Source organism: Veillonella sp. HPA0037, from assembly GCF_000411535.1.
Lineage (GTDB): Bacteria > Bacillota > Negativicutes > Veillonellales > Veillonellaceae > Veillonella > Veillonella atypica.
In genome coordinates this window covers 727207-748988 of record NZ_KE150483.1, presented here as the reverse complement: position 1 = coordinate 748988, position 21782 = coordinate 727207, and the positions used below count along the sequence as shown (strand labels likewise).

The 21782-nt window shown below is 38.8% G+C and carries 20 protein-coding genes and 1 tRNA gene; all 21 read left to right on the top strand.

The genetic code is table 11. The annotated features are described in order from the left end of the window. Positions 1-291 precede the first annotated feature (291 nt). Complete coding sequence (locus tag HMPREF1477_RS03550; protein WP_016475844.1) at positions 292-1314, top strand: AraC family transcriptional regulator; 1023 nt, start codon at positions 292-294, stop codon at positions 1312-1314. Positions 1315-1656: 342 nt separating this feature from the next. After that, the gene (locus HMPREF1477_RS03545; protein WP_005377360.1) at positions 1657-1923 is read left to right on the top strand and encodes a membrane protein; all 267 of its coding nucleotides are present in this window, start codon (positions 1657-1659) and stop codon (positions 1921-1923) included. 168 nt (positions 1924-2091) lie between these two features. After that, positions 2092-3114: an AraC family transcriptional regulator gene (locus tag HMPREF1477_RS03540; protein ID WP_016475843.1), complete on the top strand. Its 1023-nt coding sequence runs from the start codon at positions 2092-2094 to the stop codon at positions 3112-3114. A gap of 386 nt (positions 3115-3500) precedes the next feature. Beyond that, the gene (ttdA, locus tag HMPREF1477_RS03535) at positions 3501-4403 is read left to right on the top strand and encodes a L(+)-tartrate dehydratase subunit alpha (protein ID WP_016475842.1); all 903 of its coding nucleotides are present in this window, start codon (positions 3501-3503) and stop codon (positions 4401-4403) included. Further along, on the top strand, positions 4403-5014 hold the full coding sequence (gene ttdB / locus HMPREF1477_RS03530; RefSeq protein ID WP_016475841.1) for a L(+)-tartrate dehydratase subunit beta: 612 nt from the start codon (positions 4403-4405) through the stop codon (positions 5012-5014). Before ttdA ends, ttdB begins: the two co-directional genes overlap by 1 nt. A 103-nt stretch (positions 5015-5117) precedes the next feature. Further along, a complete protein-coding gene (locus tag HMPREF1477_RS03525) occupies positions 5118-6392 on the top strand; it encodes an SLC13 family permease (protein WP_016475840.1) in 1275 nt (424 codons plus the stop codon). A gap of 223 nt (positions 6393-6615) precedes the next feature. After that, a complete protein-coding gene (locus HMPREF1477_RS03520) occupies positions 6616-8286 on the top strand; it encodes a formate--tetrahydrofolate ligase (RefSeq protein ID WP_016475839.1) in 1671 nt (556 codons plus the stop codon). A gap of 86 nt (positions 8287-8372) precedes the next feature. Then, positions 8373-8990, top strand: coding sequence for a cyclodeaminase/cyclohydrolase family protein (locus HMPREF1477_RS03515; RefSeq protein WP_016475838.1), 618 nt, complete (start codon positions 8373-8375; stop codon positions 8988-8990). A gap of 164 nt (positions 8991-9154) precedes the next feature. Beyond that, on the top strand, positions 9155-10477 hold the full coding sequence (locus HMPREF1477_RS03510; protein WP_016475837.1) for a nucleobase:cation symporter-2 family protein: 1323 nt from the start codon (positions 9155-9157) through the stop codon (positions 10475-10477). A 173-nt stretch (positions 10478-10650) separates the two neighbouring features. Continuing rightward, complete coding sequence (locus HMPREF1477_RS03505) at positions 10651-11091, top strand: MOSC domain-containing protein (RefSeq protein WP_009661571.1); 441 nt, start codon at positions 10651-10653, stop codon at positions 11089-11091. Between the two features lie 20 nt (positions 11092-11111). After that, positions 11112-12077: a GTP 3',8-cyclase MoaA gene (moaA, locus tag HMPREF1477_RS03500; protein ID WP_016475836.1), complete on the top strand. Its 966-nt coding sequence runs from the start codon at positions 11112-11114 to the stop codon at positions 12075-12077. 1 nt (position 12078) lies between these two features. Further along, positions 12079-12381 carry a hypothetical protein gene (locus tag HMPREF1477_RS03495; RefSeq protein WP_016475835.1) on the top strand — a complete coding sequence of 101 codons (303 nt, stop codon included), beginning with the start codon at positions 12079-12081 and terminating at the stop codon, positions 12379-12381. Between the two features lie 107 nt (positions 12382-12488). Beyond that, a tRNA-Lys gene (locus tag HMPREF1477_RS03490) sits at positions 12489-12564 on the top strand. Positions 12565-12634: 70 nt separating this feature from the next. Then, the gene (locus tag HMPREF1477_RS03485; RefSeq protein ID WP_016475834.1) at positions 12635-12832 is read left to right on the top strand and encodes a helix-turn-helix domain-containing protein; all 198 of its coding nucleotides are present in this window, start codon (positions 12635-12637) and stop codon (positions 12830-12832) included. Between the two features lie 87 nt (positions 12833-12919). Next, positions 12920-13861 (top strand): Dyp-type peroxidase, encoded by a 942-nt coding sequence (locus HMPREF1477_RS03480; protein WP_016475833.1) that lies wholly within the window; start codon positions 12920-12922, stop codon positions 13859-13861. Positions 13862-13999: 138 nt separating this feature from the next. Further along, the gene (thrC, locus tag HMPREF1477_RS03475) at positions 14000-15499 is read left to right on the top strand and encodes a threonine synthase (protein ID WP_009661601.1); all 1500 of its coding nucleotides are present in this window, start codon (positions 14000-14002) and stop codon (positions 15497-15499) included. Between the two features lie 81 nt (positions 15500-15580). Beyond that, a complete protein-coding gene (locus HMPREF1477_RS03470; protein WP_016475832.1) occupies positions 15581-16468 on the top strand; it encodes a DMT family transporter in 888 nt (295 codons plus the stop codon). 109 nt (positions 16469-16577) lie between these two features. Then, positions 16578-18272, top strand: coding sequence for an ATP-dependent endonuclease (locus tag HMPREF1477_RS03465; protein WP_016475831.1), 1695 nt, complete (start codon positions 16578-16580; stop codon positions 18270-18272). Between the two features lie 120 nt (positions 18273-18392). Next, positions 18393-18860, top strand: coding sequence for a large conductance mechanosensitive channel protein MscL (gene mscL / locus HMPREF1477_RS03460; RefSeq protein WP_016475830.1), 468 nt, complete (start codon positions 18393-18395; stop codon positions 18858-18860). A 181-nt stretch (positions 18861-19041) separates the two neighbouring features. Beyond that, positions 19042-20034, top strand: coding sequence for a D-glycerate dehydrogenase (locus tag HMPREF1477_RS03455; protein ID WP_038141507.1), 993 nt, complete (start codon positions 19042-19044; stop codon positions 20032-20034). 45 nt (positions 20035-20079) lie between these two features. After that, positions 20080-21768, top strand: a complete 1689-nt coding sequence (locus HMPREF1477_RS03450) for a glutamine--tRNA ligase/YqeY domain fusion protein (protein ID WP_016475829.1) — start codon at positions 20080-20082, stop codon at positions 21766-21768. The last annotated feature ends 14 nt before the right edge of the window (positions 21769-21782 follow it).

The following is a 21782-nucleotide window of genomic DNA, read 5'->3' as shown; positions in this document are numbered from 1 at the left end:
TGTACTAATTCTAGGACTGCATGTATAGGCTCATCGCGAATAGAACAGGCCTGTACTAATTCTAGGACCCTATGTATAGGATCGCTGCGAATAGAACAGGCCTGTACTAATTCTGAAACTATATGTATGGGCATGCTGCGAATACTACAGGCCTGTACTAATTTGTGGAACAGTATGTATCGGAATAGATATTAAAAGATATTATTGACCACAGTTAAATAAATATATGATAATGAAAACATCTCATAAGTTAGAAGAGATGCTTTTTGCATATGGAGCGGTTAAGATGCTATGGATTATTTTGATTATACCTATAAGCACAACTATATTGAGTTTAGCAGTAGTATATATAAGGTTGGTACTTATACTTACAATTGGCACGGGGGAACAGAGATTTTTATTCTCTTAAAGGGTCGTGTTGAGATGAGTTGTAATGATAAGGTTTTTACGATGGAACCTCTTGATGTTGTCGTTATTTCGCCTCAGGTGGGACATTCAACACTAGCGCTTGAAGAGGACGTGGTTGCCTTTGTTGTTCATGTAGGTAATGAATTTTATCAACAGTATGATCCAGATTTTGGCATGTATGAGTTTGTTGTTCGTTCTGATGCGAGTACACGTCGTAATGAATTTTTTACGACATTACGCCATCATGCGGCCATGACGATGTTGTTAATGAATAAAGGTGAAAACCCAATTCATCGTATGTGGATAGAGCATCATTACCTGGCTTTAGCGGGGGATGTATTTAGAGAATTTGATCCAGTCAAAAAAATTCATGAAAATGAAAGACCTGGTGATATTAAACCGGCTACCTTTGATAAAATGATTGAGTATATCGACGAGCATTATCAACAAAAGTTAGAACTAGAAGATATTGCGAGAATAGGTGGCTATAATGTGGCCTATACATCACAATTCTTTAAACGGCAAATGGGCATTTCTTTTGTGGACTATGTGTTGCGGTTGAGACTGCGAGATGCTACGACACAATTAACTAGTACGAATGAGGCTGTTGCAAGGATTGCAAGTAGTTGTGGATTTGCAGATATCAAGGCCTTTAATGTAGCTTTCAAAAAGCATTTTCATATGACGCCAACAGAATATCGTAAGCAAGTGAAAGAAATTGGACGTAAAACAATGGTACAAGATTCGAAGGAAATTATTTCGGTTGAAAATCAAGATGTACTAGACCTATTACAATCCTTCTTGTCTTATGAAGATGATGCTAGAGCAAAGGCGGAGTTAGAGTACATGAGCCACAAGCTAGAATCATTGAAAGCGAAGCTTGCCGATGTTGTTAGCGAATTATAATTACTATCTATAGTATGGTGTGGCAATGATGGGACTTTTGCTGTTCATGCAAAATATTTTTTGTAGCATATAGAAAAATTAGACCTAGGTGATTTTCTATATATTTAAAAATCATATATTTCTTAGAAGAGCATTACTGTTGATAAGTAGTGCTCTTTTTATAGGAAAATCTATAGATTTTAGATTGATCAAAATGAGAAAATAGTGATGATTCCATATGTTTTTTATGATTTTACCTAAAAAAATTACCTTTTAATATGGATAGTTATATCGACCAAAACGAGTAGAATATGATTCATCAGATAACAAACACGTATTGAGTTACTAATTTTGGAGGATATAATGACTCGTATTAAATTCATGGAAAATGTAGGTAAAGTTGCAACAGTTACAGCAGTAGCAATGTATGTATCTTATTTCCCACAAATTATGAACAACCTAGCTCATCCAGGCACAGGCGATTGGATCCAACCATTAGTAGCAGCTATCAACTGCACATTATGGGTAGCATATGGCTTGTTTAAAGAACATAGAGATATTCCAGTTGCATTGGCCAATGCACCAGGCATCTTCTTCGGTTTAGCAGCAGCTATTACAGCTCTTATGTAATTTTCTACATAAGCATTTCACATCGAGTTCTCTTTCGTGGGACTTGATGTAACTTAATCAATAAATAATCTTAAAATGCTGTTGACCGTTTTTAATTATATATATCATAATAAATGCATCCCTTGGATTTATTAGGGATGCATTTTTATGTTAGAAGATGAGGTAATTATGGATTACTTTTACTATACCTATAAACATAATCATATCGATTTTAGTAGCCATATATATAAGGTAAGTACTTATCATTATAACTGGCATGGAGAAACTGAGATTCTTATTCTCTTAAAAGGGCGCATTGAGATGAGTTGTAATAGTGAGGTTTTTACAATGGAACCTCTCGACTCTATCATTATTTCTCCCCAAGTGGGGCATGCGACGTTGGCATTAGAGCAGGATACGACGGCATTGGTTATTCATGTAGGTAAGGATTTCTTTCAACAATTTGATCCGAACTTTGGAATGTATCAATTTGTAGTACGTTCAGATGAATCGAATCGTCACAATCCATTCTTTACATCCTTGCGTCATAATGCAGCTATGATGATGTTGTTGATGGCTGATGGTGAAAGCACAGATAATCGGTTGTGGTTAGAGCATCATTATTTGTCATTAGCTAGTAATCTATATAGTGAGATTGATGCAGTTAAGTTGATGCATGGTAAGCCTGTTGATATGACGGTAGCTACCTTTGATAAGATGATTGCCTATATAGATAAAAATTATCAGCAAAAGATTGAATTAGAAGATATTGCCCAAATTGGTGGCTATAATGTGAACTATACATCTCAGTTCTTTAAACGCCAATTAGGCGTTTCCTTTTTAGAGTATCTCTTGCGGATGAGGCTAAGGGAGGCTACAGTTCGTTTAGCTAATTCTGATGATGGGGTTGCTCATATTGCAAGTAGTTGTGGCTTTGCAGATATTAAAGCCTTTAATGTTGCCTTTAAAAAGCACTTTCATACGACACCATCAGAATATCGTAAGCAAGCAAAAGAGTTAGGGCGTAAGACCAAATTACATGATTGGAAAGAGATTATATCTACACAAGAGGAAGATATTGTAGAACTACTACAATCTTGTTTGCCTTATGAACATGATTCTAGTTATAAGTTAAAGCTAGAGGAAGCGAATCAAAAATTACAAGTTGTTAGAGAACAGCTTGAATCTGTTGTTAAAAAATTACAATCCTAACCTTAATTAGTACAGCCATTGTAAATTGTTATAATTTTATGGTTTTGCGTTTTAAATTTAGGGAGATATACAATCATTAGGTATAGGTAATTTTGTATATACTAAAAATCCCGGTTCCTAAATATAAAAAGAGCACTGCTTTTCAATAAGTAGTGCTCTTTTTCGTGTTTATAGGTAGGTAAAATTGTATATTTTATATGCGTTAAAATTTACTTATATAGGTGATTCATTATGATTGTATAGGGACTTCACTCTCAAAAATCAACTTGTATATTGGATAGTTATATCCTGAAAAAAGAGTACAATGAAATCATCGAAAGGAGCTAAGGTTCCGATACAAAATAAATGCTAAGTTTTAAATAATGAAGTCCTGTTGGAGGTTTACGATGAGTACGAAAGAACAACAAGTACAAGAGATGACGAATGTCATTGCTAAGTTCATTGCTTATATGGCAAAGAAATTACCTGATGATGTGGAAGCTAAAATTAAAGAATTGGCAGCCGATGAAAAGAATCCATTAGCTAAAACAATTTATGAAACGATGCATAAAAATATGGACCTTGCGTATGAATTGAATCGTCCTTCTTGCCAAGATACAGGAGTATTGCAATTCTGGGTGAAGGTTGGTTCTAATTATCCATTAATTGGTGAACTTGAAGAAATCTTGCGCAATGCCACATACCAAGCTACGCAAGATGCGCCACTTCGTCATAACTGTGTAGAAACATTTGATGAATTCAATACTGGTAAAAATATTGGTCGCACGGCACCTTACATTACATGGGATATCGTACCTGGTCGTGATGATGTAGAAATTTTCCCATATATGGCTGGTGGTGGTTGCTCCTTGCCAGGATCTGGTAAAACATTGATGCCAGGCGAAGGTTATGAAGGGGTAGCTAAATTCGTATTGGACTTGATGACAAGTTATGGTTTGAATGCATGTCCTCCATTATTGGTTGGTGTAGGTATTGCTACATCTATCGATACAGCAGCAACTATGTCTAAAAAAGCGTTGATGCGCCCTGTATCCTCCAAAGCAGATAATGAAAAAGCAGCGTACATGGAACAATTACTTGAAGACGGTATTAACGCATTGCATCTTGGACCTCAAGGTATGGGTGGTGATAAATCCGTAATGGGCGTAAATATCGAACATGGTTCTCGTCATCCATCTGTAATTTCCGTAGCTGTAAACGTTGGTTGTTGGAACCATCGTCGCGGTCATGTAGTATTTGATAAAGACGGTAAGTACGAAATTTTATCTCACAAAGGAGTGACATTCTAATGGCTAAACATATTTTGACAACACCAATTCAACCTTCTGATCTTAAAGGAATTAAAGCAGGAGATATTATTTACTTAAATGGTCATATCACAACATGCCGTGATGTTGCTCATCGTCGTCTCGTCGAATATGGACGGGAGTTACCAGTAGATGTTCGCAACGGTGCTATCCTACATGCAGGTCCAATCGTACGCGATCATGGTGACGATAAATTTGAAATGATTTCCGTAGGTCCTACTACATCTATGCGTATGGAAAAATTCGAGTACGAATTTGTAAAACAAACTGGTGTACGCCTTATCGTTGGTAAAGGTGGCATGGGTCCTGAAACAACACGTGCATGTAAAGATTTTGGTGCTCTTCACTGTGTATTCCCAGCAGGTAATGCCGTACTTGCTGCTACAGAGGTAGAAGAAATCGAATCTGCGAACTGGCGTGAACTCGGTATGCCTGAAACCTTGTGGACTTGCCGTGTAAAAGAATTTGGTCCGCTCATCGTATCCATCGATGCGGAAGGGAATAACTACTTTGAAAATAAAAAAGTAGAATACAATGCGAAGAAAGATGAAGTGTTAGAAGAGATTTATAAACACGTAAGCTTCATTAAATAATCGAATTGTGAACTTCAATTTAATAGGGGGATTATACGGATTTTGTACAATCCTCCTTTTTTGTACCCTTTTTTAGGGATATTACACGTATTGGGAGGTATGTATGGATACGAGTGTAATGATAACTCTTGGCTTCTTGGTATTTGCCATCGTCATGTTTGCATGGGAGAAAATCCCATTATCTATTACTGCTATGGTTGTAGCAGTAGGTTTGCACTTAAGTGGAGTCTTATCCGCTAAAGAAGCATTCGCCGGTTTTGTAGATCCAAATGTCTTACTATTTATGGGCATGTTTGTTATTGGTGAAGCCTTCTTTGCAACTGGTGTAGCAGTGGGGGTAGGTAATGTAGTTCATAAGTTTGCCAAAACCGAAACGTCTTTGCTCGTTGCAATTATGATGATTACAGGTATTTTATCTGGCTTCTTATCTAATACTGGTACCGCTGCTGTACTGATTCCTGTAATTATTGGTATTTGTAAAAAAAGTGGTTTTAAACAAACTAAATTATTGATGCCTCTTGTATTTGCCGCAGCTATGGGTGGTAATATTTCACTTATCGGCGCTCCTGGCAATATGATTGCGCAAGCGGGCTTACAACAAGCGGGCCTAGGCTCTTTTGGTTTCTTTGATTATGGTCTAGTAGGTTTACCAATTCTAATTGTTGGTACTATTTTCTATGCTACAATTGGTAAACGTTTCTTGCCAGATGCTCCAAGTCATCAACCAGATGGTGCCTTTGAAGGTAATGATGATTATAGCCATGTACCGTCTTGGAAAAAATGGACTTCAGCACTTGTATTGATTTTGACAGTTGGTGCTATGATCTTTGAAAAACAATTAGGTGTAAAACTTTATGTGAGTGCCTGGGTAGGTGCTCTTGTATTAGTAGCTACAAATGTTATTAGTGAAACAGCAGCTGTAAAATCTATCGATATGAAAACAATCATGCTCTTCGCTGGCTCTATGGCCCTTGGGGACGCAATGGTTAAAACAGGTACTGGTTCTGTAATTGCAGATCTTATCGTAAATAGCCTTGGTGCTAGTCCATCTCCAATTGTTGTTCTAGTAGTAATCTTTGTGCTTGGTGTGTTCATGACGAACTTCATGTCTAATACTGCTACCTGTGCATTATTGGTACCAATCGGTCTTAGCTTAGCATCTCAATTGGGATTCGATCCAAAAGCAGTGCTTGCAGCTATCGTAATCGCTAGCTCCTTAGCGTATGCTACCCCAATCGGTATGCCTGCAAATACTATGGTATATAACGTAGCTGGTTATAGCTTTAAGGATTATGTGAAAGCTGGCGTACCATTAATCGTGGTATCTGCGATTGTATCATTGGTATTATTGCCAATTTTATTCCCATTTAACCCATAATTTTATATAGGTAAGTCATACTAACCCGTCACCATTGGTGGCGGGTTTATTTTGTTGAACTCCTTAGTCTATGTATGCCTTAGTCTATGGATTAGAAAAAGCAATATACATATAAGTAAGAAATGATTAGACATAATCCATACTTTCACATATAATAGAAAAAGTAACGAGTGTACAAATATACATTCACAGTAGACAAAACAGGTGGATATGAGGAGGAATTATGCTTACCGATATTGAAATAGCTCAACAAAATAAGATGGAAAAAATTCAGGTTATTGCTGATAAATGTGGTCTTACACCTGATGATATAGAGCAATATGGTCATTATAAGGCAAAAATTTCCTTTGATGCCATTAAGCGTTTAGAAAATAAAAAAGACGGGAAATTAGTTCTCGTTACGGCTATTACACCAACGCCAGCAGGGGAAGGGAAATCTACAACTACCATCGGTTTGGTGCAAGCATTAAATAAAATTGGTAAGAAGGCTATCGCCGCACTTCGCGAGCCATCATTGGGACCTGTGTTCGGTATCAAGGGCGGTGCTGCTGGCGGCGGTTATGCACAAGTTGTACCAATGGATGATATTAACCTTCATTTTACAGGCGATATGCATGCCATTACAGCAGCGAATAATCTCTTATCCGCTATGATTGATAATCACATCCACCAAGGTAATGAGCTCCAAATCGATTTGCGTCAAATTTCTTGGACTCGTGTTCTCGATATGAATGATCGTGCATTGCGTAATGTTACTGTCGCAATGGGCGGAAAAGTTTGTGGCTTCCCCCGCGAAGATCATTTTATGATTACCGTTGCCTCTGAAATCATGGCTATTTTGTGTTTAGCTAAGGATTTAGAAGATTTGAAAGCTCGTTTTGGTCGCATCGTCATCGGTCCAAATCTTAAGGGTGAACCGGTGTATGTACATCAACTCGGATGTGAAGGTGCGATGGCACTTCTTATGAAGGATGCTATTAAACCAAATCTTGTACAAACATTGGAACATACGCCTGCCATCGTTCATGGCGGTCCATTTGCTAATATTGCACATGGTTGTAACTCTGTAGTAGCTACAAAACTCGGCATGAAACTTGGTGATATCGTGGTGACAGAAGCTGGATTCGGCGCTGATCTAGGGGCAGAAAAGTTCCTCGACATTAAATGCCGTTATGGCGATATCTTCCCAAATGCCGTTGTCATCGTCGCTACATTGCGCGCTCTTAAAATGCATGGTGGCGTATCAAAACAAGAGTTAAATACAGAAAACGTAGAGGCTGTAACAAAGGGCTTCAGCAATTTGCGTAAAGCTATTGAAAATATGCGCTTCTTCGGTGTACCTGTTATGGTTGCTATTAATAAATTCGTTACCGATACGGATGCGGAAATCGCGGAGTTAACTCGTTTGTGCAATGACTATGGCGTGCCTGTAGAGCTCAATGAATGTTGGGAAAAAGGTGGCGAAGGTGGTATCGACATGGCGAAACGCGTTGTGGAACTCGTGGAAGGTAGTGAACCAACACCTAAATTTGTATATGAATTAACAGATAGCATCGAAGACAAAATCGGTAAAATTGTTCGCACTATTTATGGTGGTGATGGTGTTACATTTGGGGCTAAAGCGAAAAAACAAATCGCTCAATTAAAAGAGTGGGGCCTTGATAATTTGCCAGTATGTATGGCAAAGACGCAATATTCTTTATCCGATAACCCAGCGTTATTAGGTGCACCAACAGGCTTTACAATCAATGTAACGGATATTCGCGTTGCTAATGGTGCAGGATTCCTAGTATGCCGTACCGGTGATGTTATGGTTATGCCAGGCTTGCCTAAACGTCCTGCTGCACTTAACATGGACATTGATGCGGACGGTACCATTAAAGGATTGTTCTAATACTATAGTATTGTAATCGACATAGTATTTTTATTGACATAGTATACAGAGGGGGCAATAGCCCCCTTTGTTATTGAGGAGTATATATGGATTTATTGACGAGTTCTGTAAAAGATTTTGTAGCGGCAACTGCATCAAAGGAGCCTACTCCGGGTGGCGGTGCTATTGCAGCCTTGACGGCAGCCACAGGCGCAGCATTGGCTGAAATGGTAGCGAATTTAACATTTGATAAAAAAGGGTACGAAGATGTGCAAGAGGAGATGCATCTTTTACAACAAAAAGCAGAGTTTATTCGAGAGAAAGCGCTTTCACTAGCACAAGCAGATGCGAATGTATTTAATTTGTTTATGGATGCCTTGGCATTGCCAAAAAATACGGATGAAGAAAAATTAGCGCGTACTGCTGCGATTCAACAGGCTTATAAGGATGCGGCTAATGTACCTTTAGAAATAGGCATGATTAGTTATGAAATATTTGATCTTGCTTATGTTGCGGCTACGAAGGGCAACCAAAATCTCATTACCGATGGTATTATTGCAGCTATTAATGCAAGAGCTGCGGTAAAGGCAGCCTTTTTAAATGTGCGTATCAATATATCTGGCATTAAGGATGAAAGATATGTAGCTGATTTGAAAGCGCAAATGAATCAAATAGAATCTGAACTAGACGAAAAGGAAGCATCCGTTTTAGCCTTGTACAAATAAATGGACGATAACATACTTTTACATTAAGAATGTTCGGAAAAAAAATAAAATAGAAAGCCTTAGAAAATAAAATTTCTAAGGTTTTTCTTTTTCTATTGTTAAAATCCGAATAATAACGTAAAATATAAGTGTAATGTTTGTAGTTTAGAAAACAGGAGACCATTATGTCAGAACAAAACAATACTGTTGACTCTATGTTGCCAATACCTAAGCTGTTTGCCTACGGTTTACAACACGTATTAGCAATGTATGCCGGTGCTGTAGCGGTACCAATCATTATTGCGCAAGCTATGCATTTGCCTGTAGAGGATTTAATCCGACTTATTACAGCGGACTTGTTTACTTGTGGTATTGCCACACTTATCCAAACATTAGGGTTTGGCAATATTGGTGGTCGTATCCCGATGATTCAAGGTGTAACCTTTGCCTCTGTTGGACCTATGGCCATGATTGGGGCCCAACATGGTATGACCGCCATTTACGGTGCCATCATCATAGCCGGTATTTTTACTTTCTTAGTAGCACCATTTTTTAGTCGTTTGATTCGACTCTTCCCACCTGTTGTAACAGGCACCATTATTACAATCATTGGTATTAACCTCATGCCTGTAGCGGTAAACTGGATGGGGGGCGGTGTAGGCAATCCGCAGTTTGGTAGTCTTACCAACATCGGTCTCGGATTCCTTACATTCTTAATCGTTATCTTTACTTATAAATTTGCCAAAGGTTTTCTTGGTAATCTTTCCGTTTTAATTGGTCTTATTGCAGGTACTGCCATCGCTTTTGCAATGGGGGTAGCCAATTTTGCTGAGGTTGGTAAAGCTCATTGGCTGGCTGTTATTGAACCATTATACTTTGGATTACCAACATTTGATTGGGCCTCTGTGATTTCCATGGTAGTTGTTATGCTCGTTGTTATGGTTGAAACAACTGGTGATAGTATCGCAATCGGTGAAATCGTAGATAAAAAAATCGATCGTAAGGAATTGGCATCCATTATCCGTGCCGATGGTCTTTCCACTGTTATTGGTGGTATTCTTAACAGTTTCCCATATACAGCATTTGCTCAAAACGTTGGTCTTATCGCTGTAACACGCGTTAAAAGTCGTTTTGTAGTAGCTGCATCTGGTGTAATCTTAATTCTATTAGGCTTATTCCCTAAATTGGCGGCTGTTGTAGCAAGCATTCCAAATGCAGTGCTCGGTGGTGCTGGTATTGCCATGTTTGGTATGATTATTGCTAGCGGTATCCGTTCTCTTGGTAAGGTTAACTTTGATGGCAATCAAAACTTGATGCTTGTGGCGATTAGTATCGGTGTTTCCATGATTCCTATCGCTGCACCAACATTCTATGCGCATTTCCCAGCATGGGCTCAAATTTTATTAAAATCTGGTATTACATTCGGTAGTATCATGGCTATCCTCCTTAACCTATTGCTCAATGGCGTGAACAAGGGCGATGAATTCAAAGAAATGGGTCGTCGTTAATCGGCTTTCACCATTATTAATACTAAGAACTCTACTCGTAGTGGGTAGGGTTCTTTTTTTGAAAGTAATAATCTCCAAATAGTGACTAAACTCACAGGGGTTACACCTATATACTATGGTATAATAAATTGATAAATTTAGATGATTTGTTCCCATAAGAAGGGAAGGAGTTTATGGCTGAAGGTAAAATTATTGCCATCTCCATTAGCGAGAAAAAAGGGCAAAAGAAACATAATATTGAATCTGCCAATCTTATCGTAGATCACGGCATGGAAGGCGATGCACATGCAGGTAATTGGCATCGTCAAATTAGTTTACTCGGCATTAAGAGCATTGAGCATATGCGTGAAAAAGGGGCCGATGTAAAACCTGGTGATTTTGCTGAAAATATCACCGTCGAAGGCATTGTATTGTATGATTTACCGGTCGGTACGAAATTACAACTAGGCCCTGAGGTGTTATTAGAGGTCACACAAATTGGTAAAGAATGCCATCATGGCTGCGAAATTATGAAACAAGTTGGATCCTGCATCATGCCTACACAAGGTATTTTTGGTAAAGTGCTAAAAAATGGTACAATTAACGTAGGTGATGACGTTTCGATTATTAAATAATGTTGTAAATGAGGTGTACTATGAAGGACGCATGGGGCCGAACAATTGAATATGTACGTCTGTCATTGACAGATGCGTGCAATTTTTGCTGCCCATATTGCAGACCAGCAGAGATTACACCACAAAGCCAACATCAACTCTTATCTGTGGATGAATGGATGACTATTTTAGGTGCATTTCACCAAGTAGGGGTGAAAGCTGTACGCCTCACCGGTGGTGAGCCCTTACTATATCCTCATATAGAAGAGTTATTAGCACGTATCAAGCAGACTGGATGGTTTGAAGATATTTCTATGACAACCAATGGTAGTCTATTGGCGCCGCGGGCCAAGAAATTGAAAGAGCTCGGTTTGAACAGAGTCAATATTAGTCTTGATTCCCTTGATAGCGATGCTTTTGCGCTATGTGTGGGCAAAGCTAACCAACTCGATTCCGTTCTAAGCGGTATTCAAAGTGCTATTGATGCGGGCTTTACTTCTGTTAAAATTAATACTGTATTATCCCGACACTGGACTGATGATGAAGTTCGTGCTTTACTAACATACGTAGAAACTTGGCCGGTAATTTGGCGCTTTATTGAATATATGCCATTTCAGGGCGATGCGTTTCATGGGCCGACCTTCGATGAATGGAAGGCTCAATTAGAACGCGTTAGCGGTGGTATCCTCACCGAAAATCACGGTGTGTACGGTTTTGGACCTGCCACGTATTACAATTTACCGAGTGGTAAGGAGATTGGTTTTATTTTCTCCATGTCTCATAGTTATTGTGATACATGTAATCGTGTTCGCCTTACTTCAGATGGTCAAATGCGACTCTGCCTTTTGCGAGATGATGAGGCCGATTTAGTGTCTCTCGTACGTCGCGGCATAAGTGAAACTGAACTCGCCAGTCATATTGAATGGGCACTGCAACGTAAGCAAGAACGTCATGATGGTGTTACGATGGATCAACCAGAACGTCCTATGTGGCGCATCGGAGGGTAGTATGGGATTCTTTGATTTTCTAAAACCGAGAAATAAAGAGTTTGTTCAATCTTGTTGGCCTGGTGGCAAAATGCTGCAAGTCCACATGGAATATGATACACAAAAGCTTATATTTACCTATATAGGACGTTATGGATTACAATTTAGCGTGCCTAAGGCTGATGTAACAGACATCATTGTGAAAGAAGTAAGTCGTACCCATAGCGTTATTCAAATTTACCATGGCGAGGAATGTGTGGGGACTACGGATATCATTCCTACCGAGGCTTGTGAAACGATAAAGAATTGGATGTTAGAATTCTAATATCCTATACATATAGAGATGGTATAAATCAAATTGATATATTTTATGGGAATGTAATAAATATTCTTTACATTCCTATAAAATAAGCATATAATAATTCATGTCATGGACCACTAGCTCAGCTGGCAGAGCACCTGACTCTTAATCAGGGTGTCCAGGGTTCGAACCCCTGGTGGTCCACCAAAATAAACCCGCACAGTTGTGCGGGTTTTTCTTTTGCGGAGTATTATTATTGATTATTAGGGGAATTTAAATGAAACTAGAAGATGTTATGACAACACAAGAGGCGGCAGAACGTTGGAATGTTACTGCTGATTCTCTTAAACAAAACTGTAGAGGGCGAGTAAAAAACGGATTTTTAGAAGGAGAATTTAGAAAATCGGGGAAAATGTGGCTCGTCACTAGACAAGGTATGGAACGCTTATATGGTAAAGAAATAAAGTCTTTATAAATTTATTCTGATAAATATCGCATAGACAATAAATTAGTAATAGATTATGATTGGAACATAGTAGTTTTTCTCATTAGGAGGCCCCCAATGGCAGTAGATGTATCAAGAACACAAGATGTATATAAAGATGCTGGTCAAAATGTCAATTTCACAACATTATTATTAAATCGTAAAGATCGCGATGTAGAATTAGAAGTAATTCAAGACATGGCTGATCGTATTCAAGCGATTAAACGTTCTGTTAGTATTCGTGCTAATGGTGAAGGCTTAGGTATTGCGTTTGGCTTTAGTCGTAAAGCATGGGACTATTTATTCCCTAATGCACCTGTACCAAAAGAGTTAGAAGACTTCCAAGGTATTAAAGGTGATAAACAAGACGTGCCAGCTGTAGCGGCTGACTTGTTCTTACATGTACGTTCCAATGATGAATCTGTTACATACACCGTAGTGGATCAAATCATGGAATTCTTGCGTCCTGTTACATCCGTAGTTGATGAGACTCATGGATTCCATTATGAACAAGGTCGTGCTATTATCGATTTCGTTGATGGTACGGAAAATCCTGTAGGCCAAGAAGCGGTAGAATGGGGCGTTATCGGTGATGAAGATCCTGAATTCACGAATGGTTCTTATGCATTTGCACAAAAATACGAACACGATCTTGATGCTTGGCGCGCACTTCCTACAGAAATGCAAGAAAAATTCATCGGCCGTCGTAAATTTAGCGATATTGAGTTAGAAGACGATGAAAAAGATCCAGCAGCTCACAATGTAGTAGCTCAAGATAATCGTGATGATGAAGAACATAAAATCGTTCGTATGAATGTACCATTTGCACAACCTGGTCAAGGTGTGCGTGGCACATATTTCATCGGCTATGCTCGTTATTGGGATGTAACGAAAACAATGCTTACAAACATGTTTACTCAAAACGATAAATTGCTAGATTATTCTAAACCTATTACAGGTATGTTATTCTTCATTCCATCCCTTGATACATTGGATGCTATTGCAGAAGGCGAATTATAATCGTTATAATTTTACGATATATGTAATGATAAAATAATATGCAATAAATCTATAGAAAGCGCCCTTTTGGGGGCGCTTTTATGCTATAATTAAAGAATATTATTGATTCTGTAGAATTTTAGTTTGTAGAGGTTGCCCATGAATTATACAAGTACACGTGGCACTGTTGCCGTAAATGAAACATATGCATTATTACATGGTTTGGCGGAAGATGGCGGTTTATACGTACCAGCTTTATTTCCAACGAATTGCTTGAGCTATAACGACATTAAAGATAAATCTTACCAAGAGGTAGCTGCTGTTGTATTAGCTAAATTATTTCCTTGTTTCTCCGAAGCACATCTCAAGGAAATGATTAACTCCGCTTACAGCGATGCAAACTTTAGCACTCGTGATATTGCACCTCTACATTCTTTGCTTGAAAAACTATCTGTGTTAGAACTGTTCCACGGCCGTACACAAGCATTTAAAGATATGGCGCTTTCACTATTTCCATATTTATTGGTAGCAGCGAAAGAAGCAGAAGGCGAAGATAAAGAGGTTCTTATCTTGACGGCTACATCTGGTGATACAGGTAAGGCTGCCCTTGAAGGGTTTAAAGATGTACCTGGTACACATATTCAAGTATTCTATCCAACTGATGGCGTTAGCCCTATGCAAGCGGAACAAATGCAAAAGCAAGAAGGCGCTAATGTTAATGTAACTGCTATTCATGGTAACTTTGATGACGCTCAACAATTTTTGAAACGCTTATTTGTCGATGCTGATACAGCAAAAGAAGTAGCCGAAAAAGGCGTTATGTTCTCCAGTGCGAACTCCATCAATATCGGTCGTTTAGCACCGCAAGTAGTATACTATGTAAATGCTTATGCTGAGCTTGTTGCACAAGGTGCTATCCATGAAGATGAGGCGTTTAACGTAGTGGTTCCAACAGGTAATTTTGGTAACATCTTGGCTGCTTACTATGCTAAAAAGATGGGTATTCCTATCGGTAAATTGATCTGTGCATCCAATCAAAATAACGTGCTTACTGATTTCTTTAACACTGGTACATATGATATGAATCGTCCATTCTATACGACGATTTCTCCATCCATGGATATCCTTGAGTCCTCTAATTTTGAACGTTTCTTGTACTATATCTCCGGCGAGGATAGTGAAAGAACAGCTCAATGGATGAAAGATTTGAAATCCACAGGTAAATTATCTGTTAATGAAGAAGAATTTAAACGTGTACAAGCTAATTTCAGCGGTGCCTATGTCAATGACGAAGAAACAAAGGCTATTATTGAGCAAGTGTATAACTCCTATGGCTATTTAATGGATCCTCATACAGCTGTTGCGATGGGTGCGTATATGAAAGAACTAGAAGCTCATCCAGAAGATGGTGCTCGTCATACAATCATCGCATCTACTGCACATCCATTCAAATTCCCAACACCTATTTGTGAGGCCCTTGATATTAAGGTTGGTTCTACGCCTTATGAAAGCTTGGATAACATCTCAGCTGTAACCGGTGTAGCATTCCCTAAACAATTGGCTGCGTTAAAGGCTAAATCGTTACGCTTTACAAAAGCCATCGACAAAGAAAATATGAAACAAGAAATTCTAGATTTTGTCGATACATTCTCTAAATAATACTATGCCGCCTCTCCTTGGAGGGGCGGTTTCTTATTGTAATGGTTATCGATATATTGTATTGATGAGATAGGGGGATATATGGCAAAAAAAGGTTTAATTTATGCACTCCTTTCGGCACTATTGCTGAGTACCATGAATTTATTTGTTAAGATGCTGGGATCCAATATTCCATCTGGAGAGATTGCTTTCTTTCGCGGCTTATTTGGCACCGTTGCTGTCCTTGTCGTTATGTATATGAAGGGCATCCGATTTTCCACGGAGGACCGAGGACTGCTTATTATGCGAGGCCTCTATGGCGGTTTTGGCATGGTGTGTAACTTTATAGCCTTGGTACATATGAAGATGTCTGATGCTACCATATTATTTCAAACATCGGGAATTTTCGTGTTTATCTTTAGCGCCTTTTTCCTTAAGGAACGCGTTCCGAAGGGCGCTGGTAAATGGCTTATCTTAATCTTCATAGCTGTAATGGTTATGGTTAATCCATTTAGTTATGGCGGATTTACCTGGTATGCCTTAGTTGCCATCTTAGGTGCAGCGTTATCTGCCGCTGCGTATACAACAATTCGCTCCATTAGTAAGCATGGACAACATAGTAATTTTGAGATCATGGCTTATTTCTTAATTACAGGAATGATTGCGGGCCTTGTGACGACAGATGGATTTGTCATGCCTCAAGGTCAAGAATGGCTAATCATTACTGCTATTGGCGGTATAACCGTAGTGGCGCAATTCTTCTTAACGGGCGCTTTTGTTACAACGAATGCTGTAGTAGCACAATTCTTGCAATATGTAGGCGTATTCATTAGTTCCTTCTATGGATTTTTATTCTTTGGTGAAAGTCTATCCATCGAAACGGTGGGGGCTGGTATTGCCATGTTTGTGGCGTCCGTTATGTTGGCACGCTTAAAAGAGCAAAATGGGCCTATACGTGAAGGCAAGGTCATAGAGGAAAAAACAAAATAAATGTCGAATACTATATAAGTAGTATTGGTGCATAATTAAGATGCGACCATCAATTAGAGATATTATTGTATGGTTGCATCTTTTTGTATATTGTAGGAGTGTGATGACTATGTTTATGGAGTGGATTAAAATTGAGAATTATCGTAATCTCGTAGATATTGAACTACACTTTCACAATGATATCAATTACTTTGTAGGCGAAAATGCAGTGGGGAAATCTAATTTTCTTGACCTCTTAGAGCAAATGATGAATGTACGAGGCTTTCAAGAAAGTGATTTTGCTGATGTGCATAAACCGATACGCATTGAGTGTAAACTGTCTTTTTCTGAACTGACTACCTCATTTCAGGATATACTTGGTCCAGAAGATGGCATGTATCTACGACTTGAACAAGTGGTACAAGAGGTATATCCACGACTCTATAAGGTGGAGGGGGACCAATTGACACCTGTACCATTGTCTATGTTGCGCCATACAATCTATATGTGTCATCGCGATACATCGGAAGCGGAACTCTATTCTATTCCTACATCGGTATATATGGAACTGGGGAAAAAACTTGTTGCCTATTTACCTAAGACGGGATTAACTTCAGCCGATGCCATCGCATTAGATAGTTTTATCAATGTTAGAATGGGGCTTGATCCCGAATGTGTTCTTAATATACAGCGCCTTGTAGAGTTATTAACATCCTCTACAGAGGCAAATTTAATACGTAAGTATTCCATAGATAATGTACGGCTCATCATGGCGGTAGCACTAAAGATTTTGGCACAAATATATATGAAGGTACAGAGTGCATCTACTAATTTAGAATCACTGCTCGTGTATGATAGTGAGGGCCGTCGATATTTACCGGTATTTATCAGTGTTGATGAACCAGAACTACATTTGAGTCCCTATTTGCAACGGGCTGTACTCAGCTATTATCGTCAAATTGCAACCAATGAAAATGCTGAATTTTTAGCGTTAATTAAACAGCTATTTCAAATTGATGGTCTATTAGGTCAATTATTTGTAGTAACTCATAGTACTGATGCATTGGTAGATGATTATCGTCATATTATACGTATGTATCGTGATGAAACGGGTCTCGTTCGCGCCGCTTGCGGGGTGACATTTAAATTTGCACAAGAAGTAGAGAAGCATTTGATTATGCATTTTCCTGAAGCGAAGGAAGCCCTCTATGCACGTTGTATCATCTTGGTAGAAGGGGAAACTGAGTATGGCAGTTTTGCAGGTATCGCCAAAAAACTAAATGTAGATTTTGATTATTTTGGCATATGTCTTATCAATGCACGCGGGGAATCTTCTATTAGTAAGCTTCATAAATTATTTAAAAGCTTTGCCATTCCGACGGTAGCACTTTATGACCGAGATGTAATGGATAAGCATAGCAAGTCTCACACTAATGTGTTTTACACGAATGAAATCTGTTTTGAAATGGATGTAGTGTCCCATTTAATTCAACATCATCATCGGGATGTATTAGACAGCATTATTCACGATATTATCGATACAGGGCGTGGTATGGTAACAAAGGATATGGCCCGCCGCGGTTTTGCTAAGTTGGGACTTGATGATCATCAAGTGGTACAACGATGTTTGAAGAATATCAAGGCAAAGGATATAGATACATTATTGGCGTACTATTTCTCTTGGTTTTATAGCAATAAAGGTGTGATTGTAGGGCGTAGAATTGCCTACTATATACCGGATCATATGATTCCGCCAGCCTTTATTGCGGTTATTGAAAGGGCTAAAGTCTTATCTCTAGAATCATCTATTATGAAAATAGGATGATAAGCATATTAAAAATTTTCAATAAACTATATCGAAAAATATTGACATGGATGCAGTTTTCTTTTATGATTAATGAGGTTAATTTTTCCGAACGGTTTTAAGTGTGAGTAGGAGTTAAACATGAAGGAATTTATCAAAGAGTTTAAAGAGTTCGCTTTCAAAGGGAACATGATGGACCTTGCTGTCGGTATGATTATTGGTGCAGCTTTCACAGCATTAGTGAATTCTGTAGTTAGCAATTTGTTCATGCCATTAATCAGTGTGTTCACTGGTGGTATTGATTTTAGCAATCTATATTTGCCATTAAGTGAAGCATCTAAAGAGGCATTTGTAAATGGTGCTGATATTGCAACAGCTCGCTCTGCTGGTGCTGTATTGCCTTACGGTACATTCATTACTGACCTTATTCAATTCTTAATCTTAGCATTCGTTGTATTCTTAATGATTCGCGGGTTGACGAAGCTAATGCAAAGTGCTAAGAAAGAAGCTGAAGAAGCACCAGCGACTACAAAAGAATGTCCATTCTGTAAAACAGAAATCAATATTGATGCGGTTAAATGTCCTAACTGTACATCTGATTTAAAATAATCAACACACTAAGAAAGAGTTCTAGAAGCATAATGCTTTTAGAACTCTTTTTTGTTGTAACTTAGCCCTGAGTTTTGGTAAATTTCCAATTATAGGATACAATATAGATACATATAGTTTTCGTTGTAAATGATATGTTGTTACAGCATTTAAGAATATATATAGAAGGGATGAAATGATTATGGAACGTAAACCATTAGTAGTGGTACCTGGCTTAGTGCGACGTGATGCTATTGCCTATTTACAAGAACATGTTGACGTACGTCAGTGGACAGAAAAAACTAAAATGCCTAGAGAGGTTTTAAAAGAATGGTTACGCGATGCTGATGGTTTGTGGTCTATTAATTCTATATCGGTTGATGCGGACCTTGTGAAAGATGCGCCTAATTTAAAGGTCATTGCACAAGCCTCAGTAGGCTATGACAATGTAAAGATTGATGAACTTACGGCGGCGGGCATTCCTTATGGCAATACGCCAGGTGTTCTCAACGAAACCGTAGCAGAACTCGCTTTCACATTGATTGCTACGGCCAGTCGTCGCATTATTGAAAATGCAATTTTTGTAAAAAATGGCCGTTGGGCTGAGCGTCCTTCTAATATTAAGGGCTTTGATTTGAGTCGCCGCACATTGGGTATCATTGGTATGGGCGCCATCGGTGTTTCCATTTCTCGACGTGCTCGCGCCTTTGGTATGACTGTTGTATATCATAATCGACATCAACGTAATGATGATAAATTGTATAGAACGACGTATATGGAATTAGATGAGCTACTCGCTACGAGTGATGTGGTATGTATCATGGCGCCACTTACGGATGAAACGTATCATATGTGCGATGCCGAGTTTTTTAAGAAAATGAAAAAGACCGCATTGTTCGTCAATGTAGGTCGCGGTGCCATCGTTGATACAGATGCACTCATCGATGCCCTTAAAACTGGTGAAATCGATTATGCTGCACTTGATGTAACTGATCCAGAACCACTACCAGCAGATCATCCATTATTGTCCATTGATAACTGTCTAATTGTTCCTCATATTGGTTCGTATACAGATCGGACGCGATATGATATGTCCATGTTGACAGCGAATAATATCATTGCTGGTGTTCATAAAAAACCTCTACAAACATGTGTTAATGAAGAGGTGAATTATAAAATGTGCGGTCCTATATAAAATATGGTAAAATAAAAGAATATTTATCGTATGGAGGTTGTAACGTTGGAACATAAAGATACTGAACAAACTGTAGCTCCTGAAGAAGTTGTATCCATTAACTTTATCGAAGCTGAAATAAATAAAGATAATGAAGAGGGCGTATATGGTGGCCGTGTACATACGCGATTCCCACCAGAACCGAATGGTTATTTACACATTGGTCATGCTAAGTCTATTTGCCTTAACTTTGGGTTAGGCGAAGAATACAAGGGCTTAACAAATTTACGTTTTGATGACACAAACCCTGAAAAGGAAGATGTGGAATATGTAAATTCCATTAAAGAAGACGTGGAATGGCTTGGATTCCATTGGGATGGCGACGTACGTTATGCATCTGATTACTTTGGCAAAATGTATGATTATGCCAAAAAGCTTATCTCCTTGGGTAAGGCTTACGTAGATGATCAAACTGCAGAAGAAATCCGTCAAACGCGTGGCGATTTCTCTACACCAGGTACAAATAGCCCATATCGCGATCGCTCTGTAGAAGAAAATTTAAAACTCTTTGAAGAAATGAAAGAGGGGAAATATAAGGATGGCGAAAAGGTATTACGCGCTAAAATTGATATGGCGGATCCTAATATCGTCATGCGCGATCCTGTATTGTATCGTATTGTAAATGCAGCGCATCACCGTACAGGCTCTGAATGGAGCATTTATCCAATGTACGACTTTGCACATCCTATCGAGGATGCTATTGAACGCATTACCCATTCCGTATGTACATTGGAATTTGAAGTGCATCGTCCATTGTATAATTGGGTTCTCGAAGATTGGGAAGACACTGAAAAACCTCGCCAAATCGAGTTCGCTCGTTTAAATGTAACAAAAATGGTTATGTCTAAACGCAAATTACGTGCTCTTGTAGAGGCTGGCCTCGTATCCGGTTGGGATGATCCTCGTATGCCTACCATTTCTGGCTTGCGCCGTCGTGGCTATACACCAGAAGCCATCCGTGATTTCTGCGACCGCATTGGCGTAGCTAAGGCGGACAGCACCGTAGATATTGCATTGCTTGAATTTTGTATTCGTGAAGATTTGAAATTAAAAGCTCCACGTCCAATGGTTGTTATCGACCCTGTTAAGGTTATTATCGATAATTATCCAGAAGGTCAAACAGAACCTTGTGTGGTTGAAAATAATCCAGAAAATGAAGAACTCGGTACTCGTGAAGTTATGTTTGGTCGCGAGATTTATATTGAGCGCGCTGACTTTATGGAAGAACCAGTTAAGAAATTCTTCCGCTTGGCTCCGGGGAAAGAAGTACGCTTAAAAGGCGCTTATTTCATTACTTGCCAATCTGTTGTAAAGGATGATAACGGTACCATTACCGAAATCCATTGTACCTATGACCCTGAAACGAAGAGCGGCAGTGGTTGCACACGTAAGGTAAAGGGTACATTGCATTGGGTTGAAGCTTCTACGGCTGTAGATATTGAAACTCGTTTATATGACTACTTGCTTAAAGAAGAATCCGATGGTAAAGACTTCTTAGCTGATTTTAATCATGAATCGTTACAAGTTATGCACAGTAAAGGTGAAGCAAGCCTTGCTAATACTGTTCCTGGCGATAGATTCCAATTCTTGCGTCAAGGTTATTTCGTAACTGATAAGGATAGCACTGCCGATCATATTGTGGTAAACCGCATCGTAGGTTTACGTGATACATGGGCAAAACAACAAAAGAAATAGTTGTGATTATACCG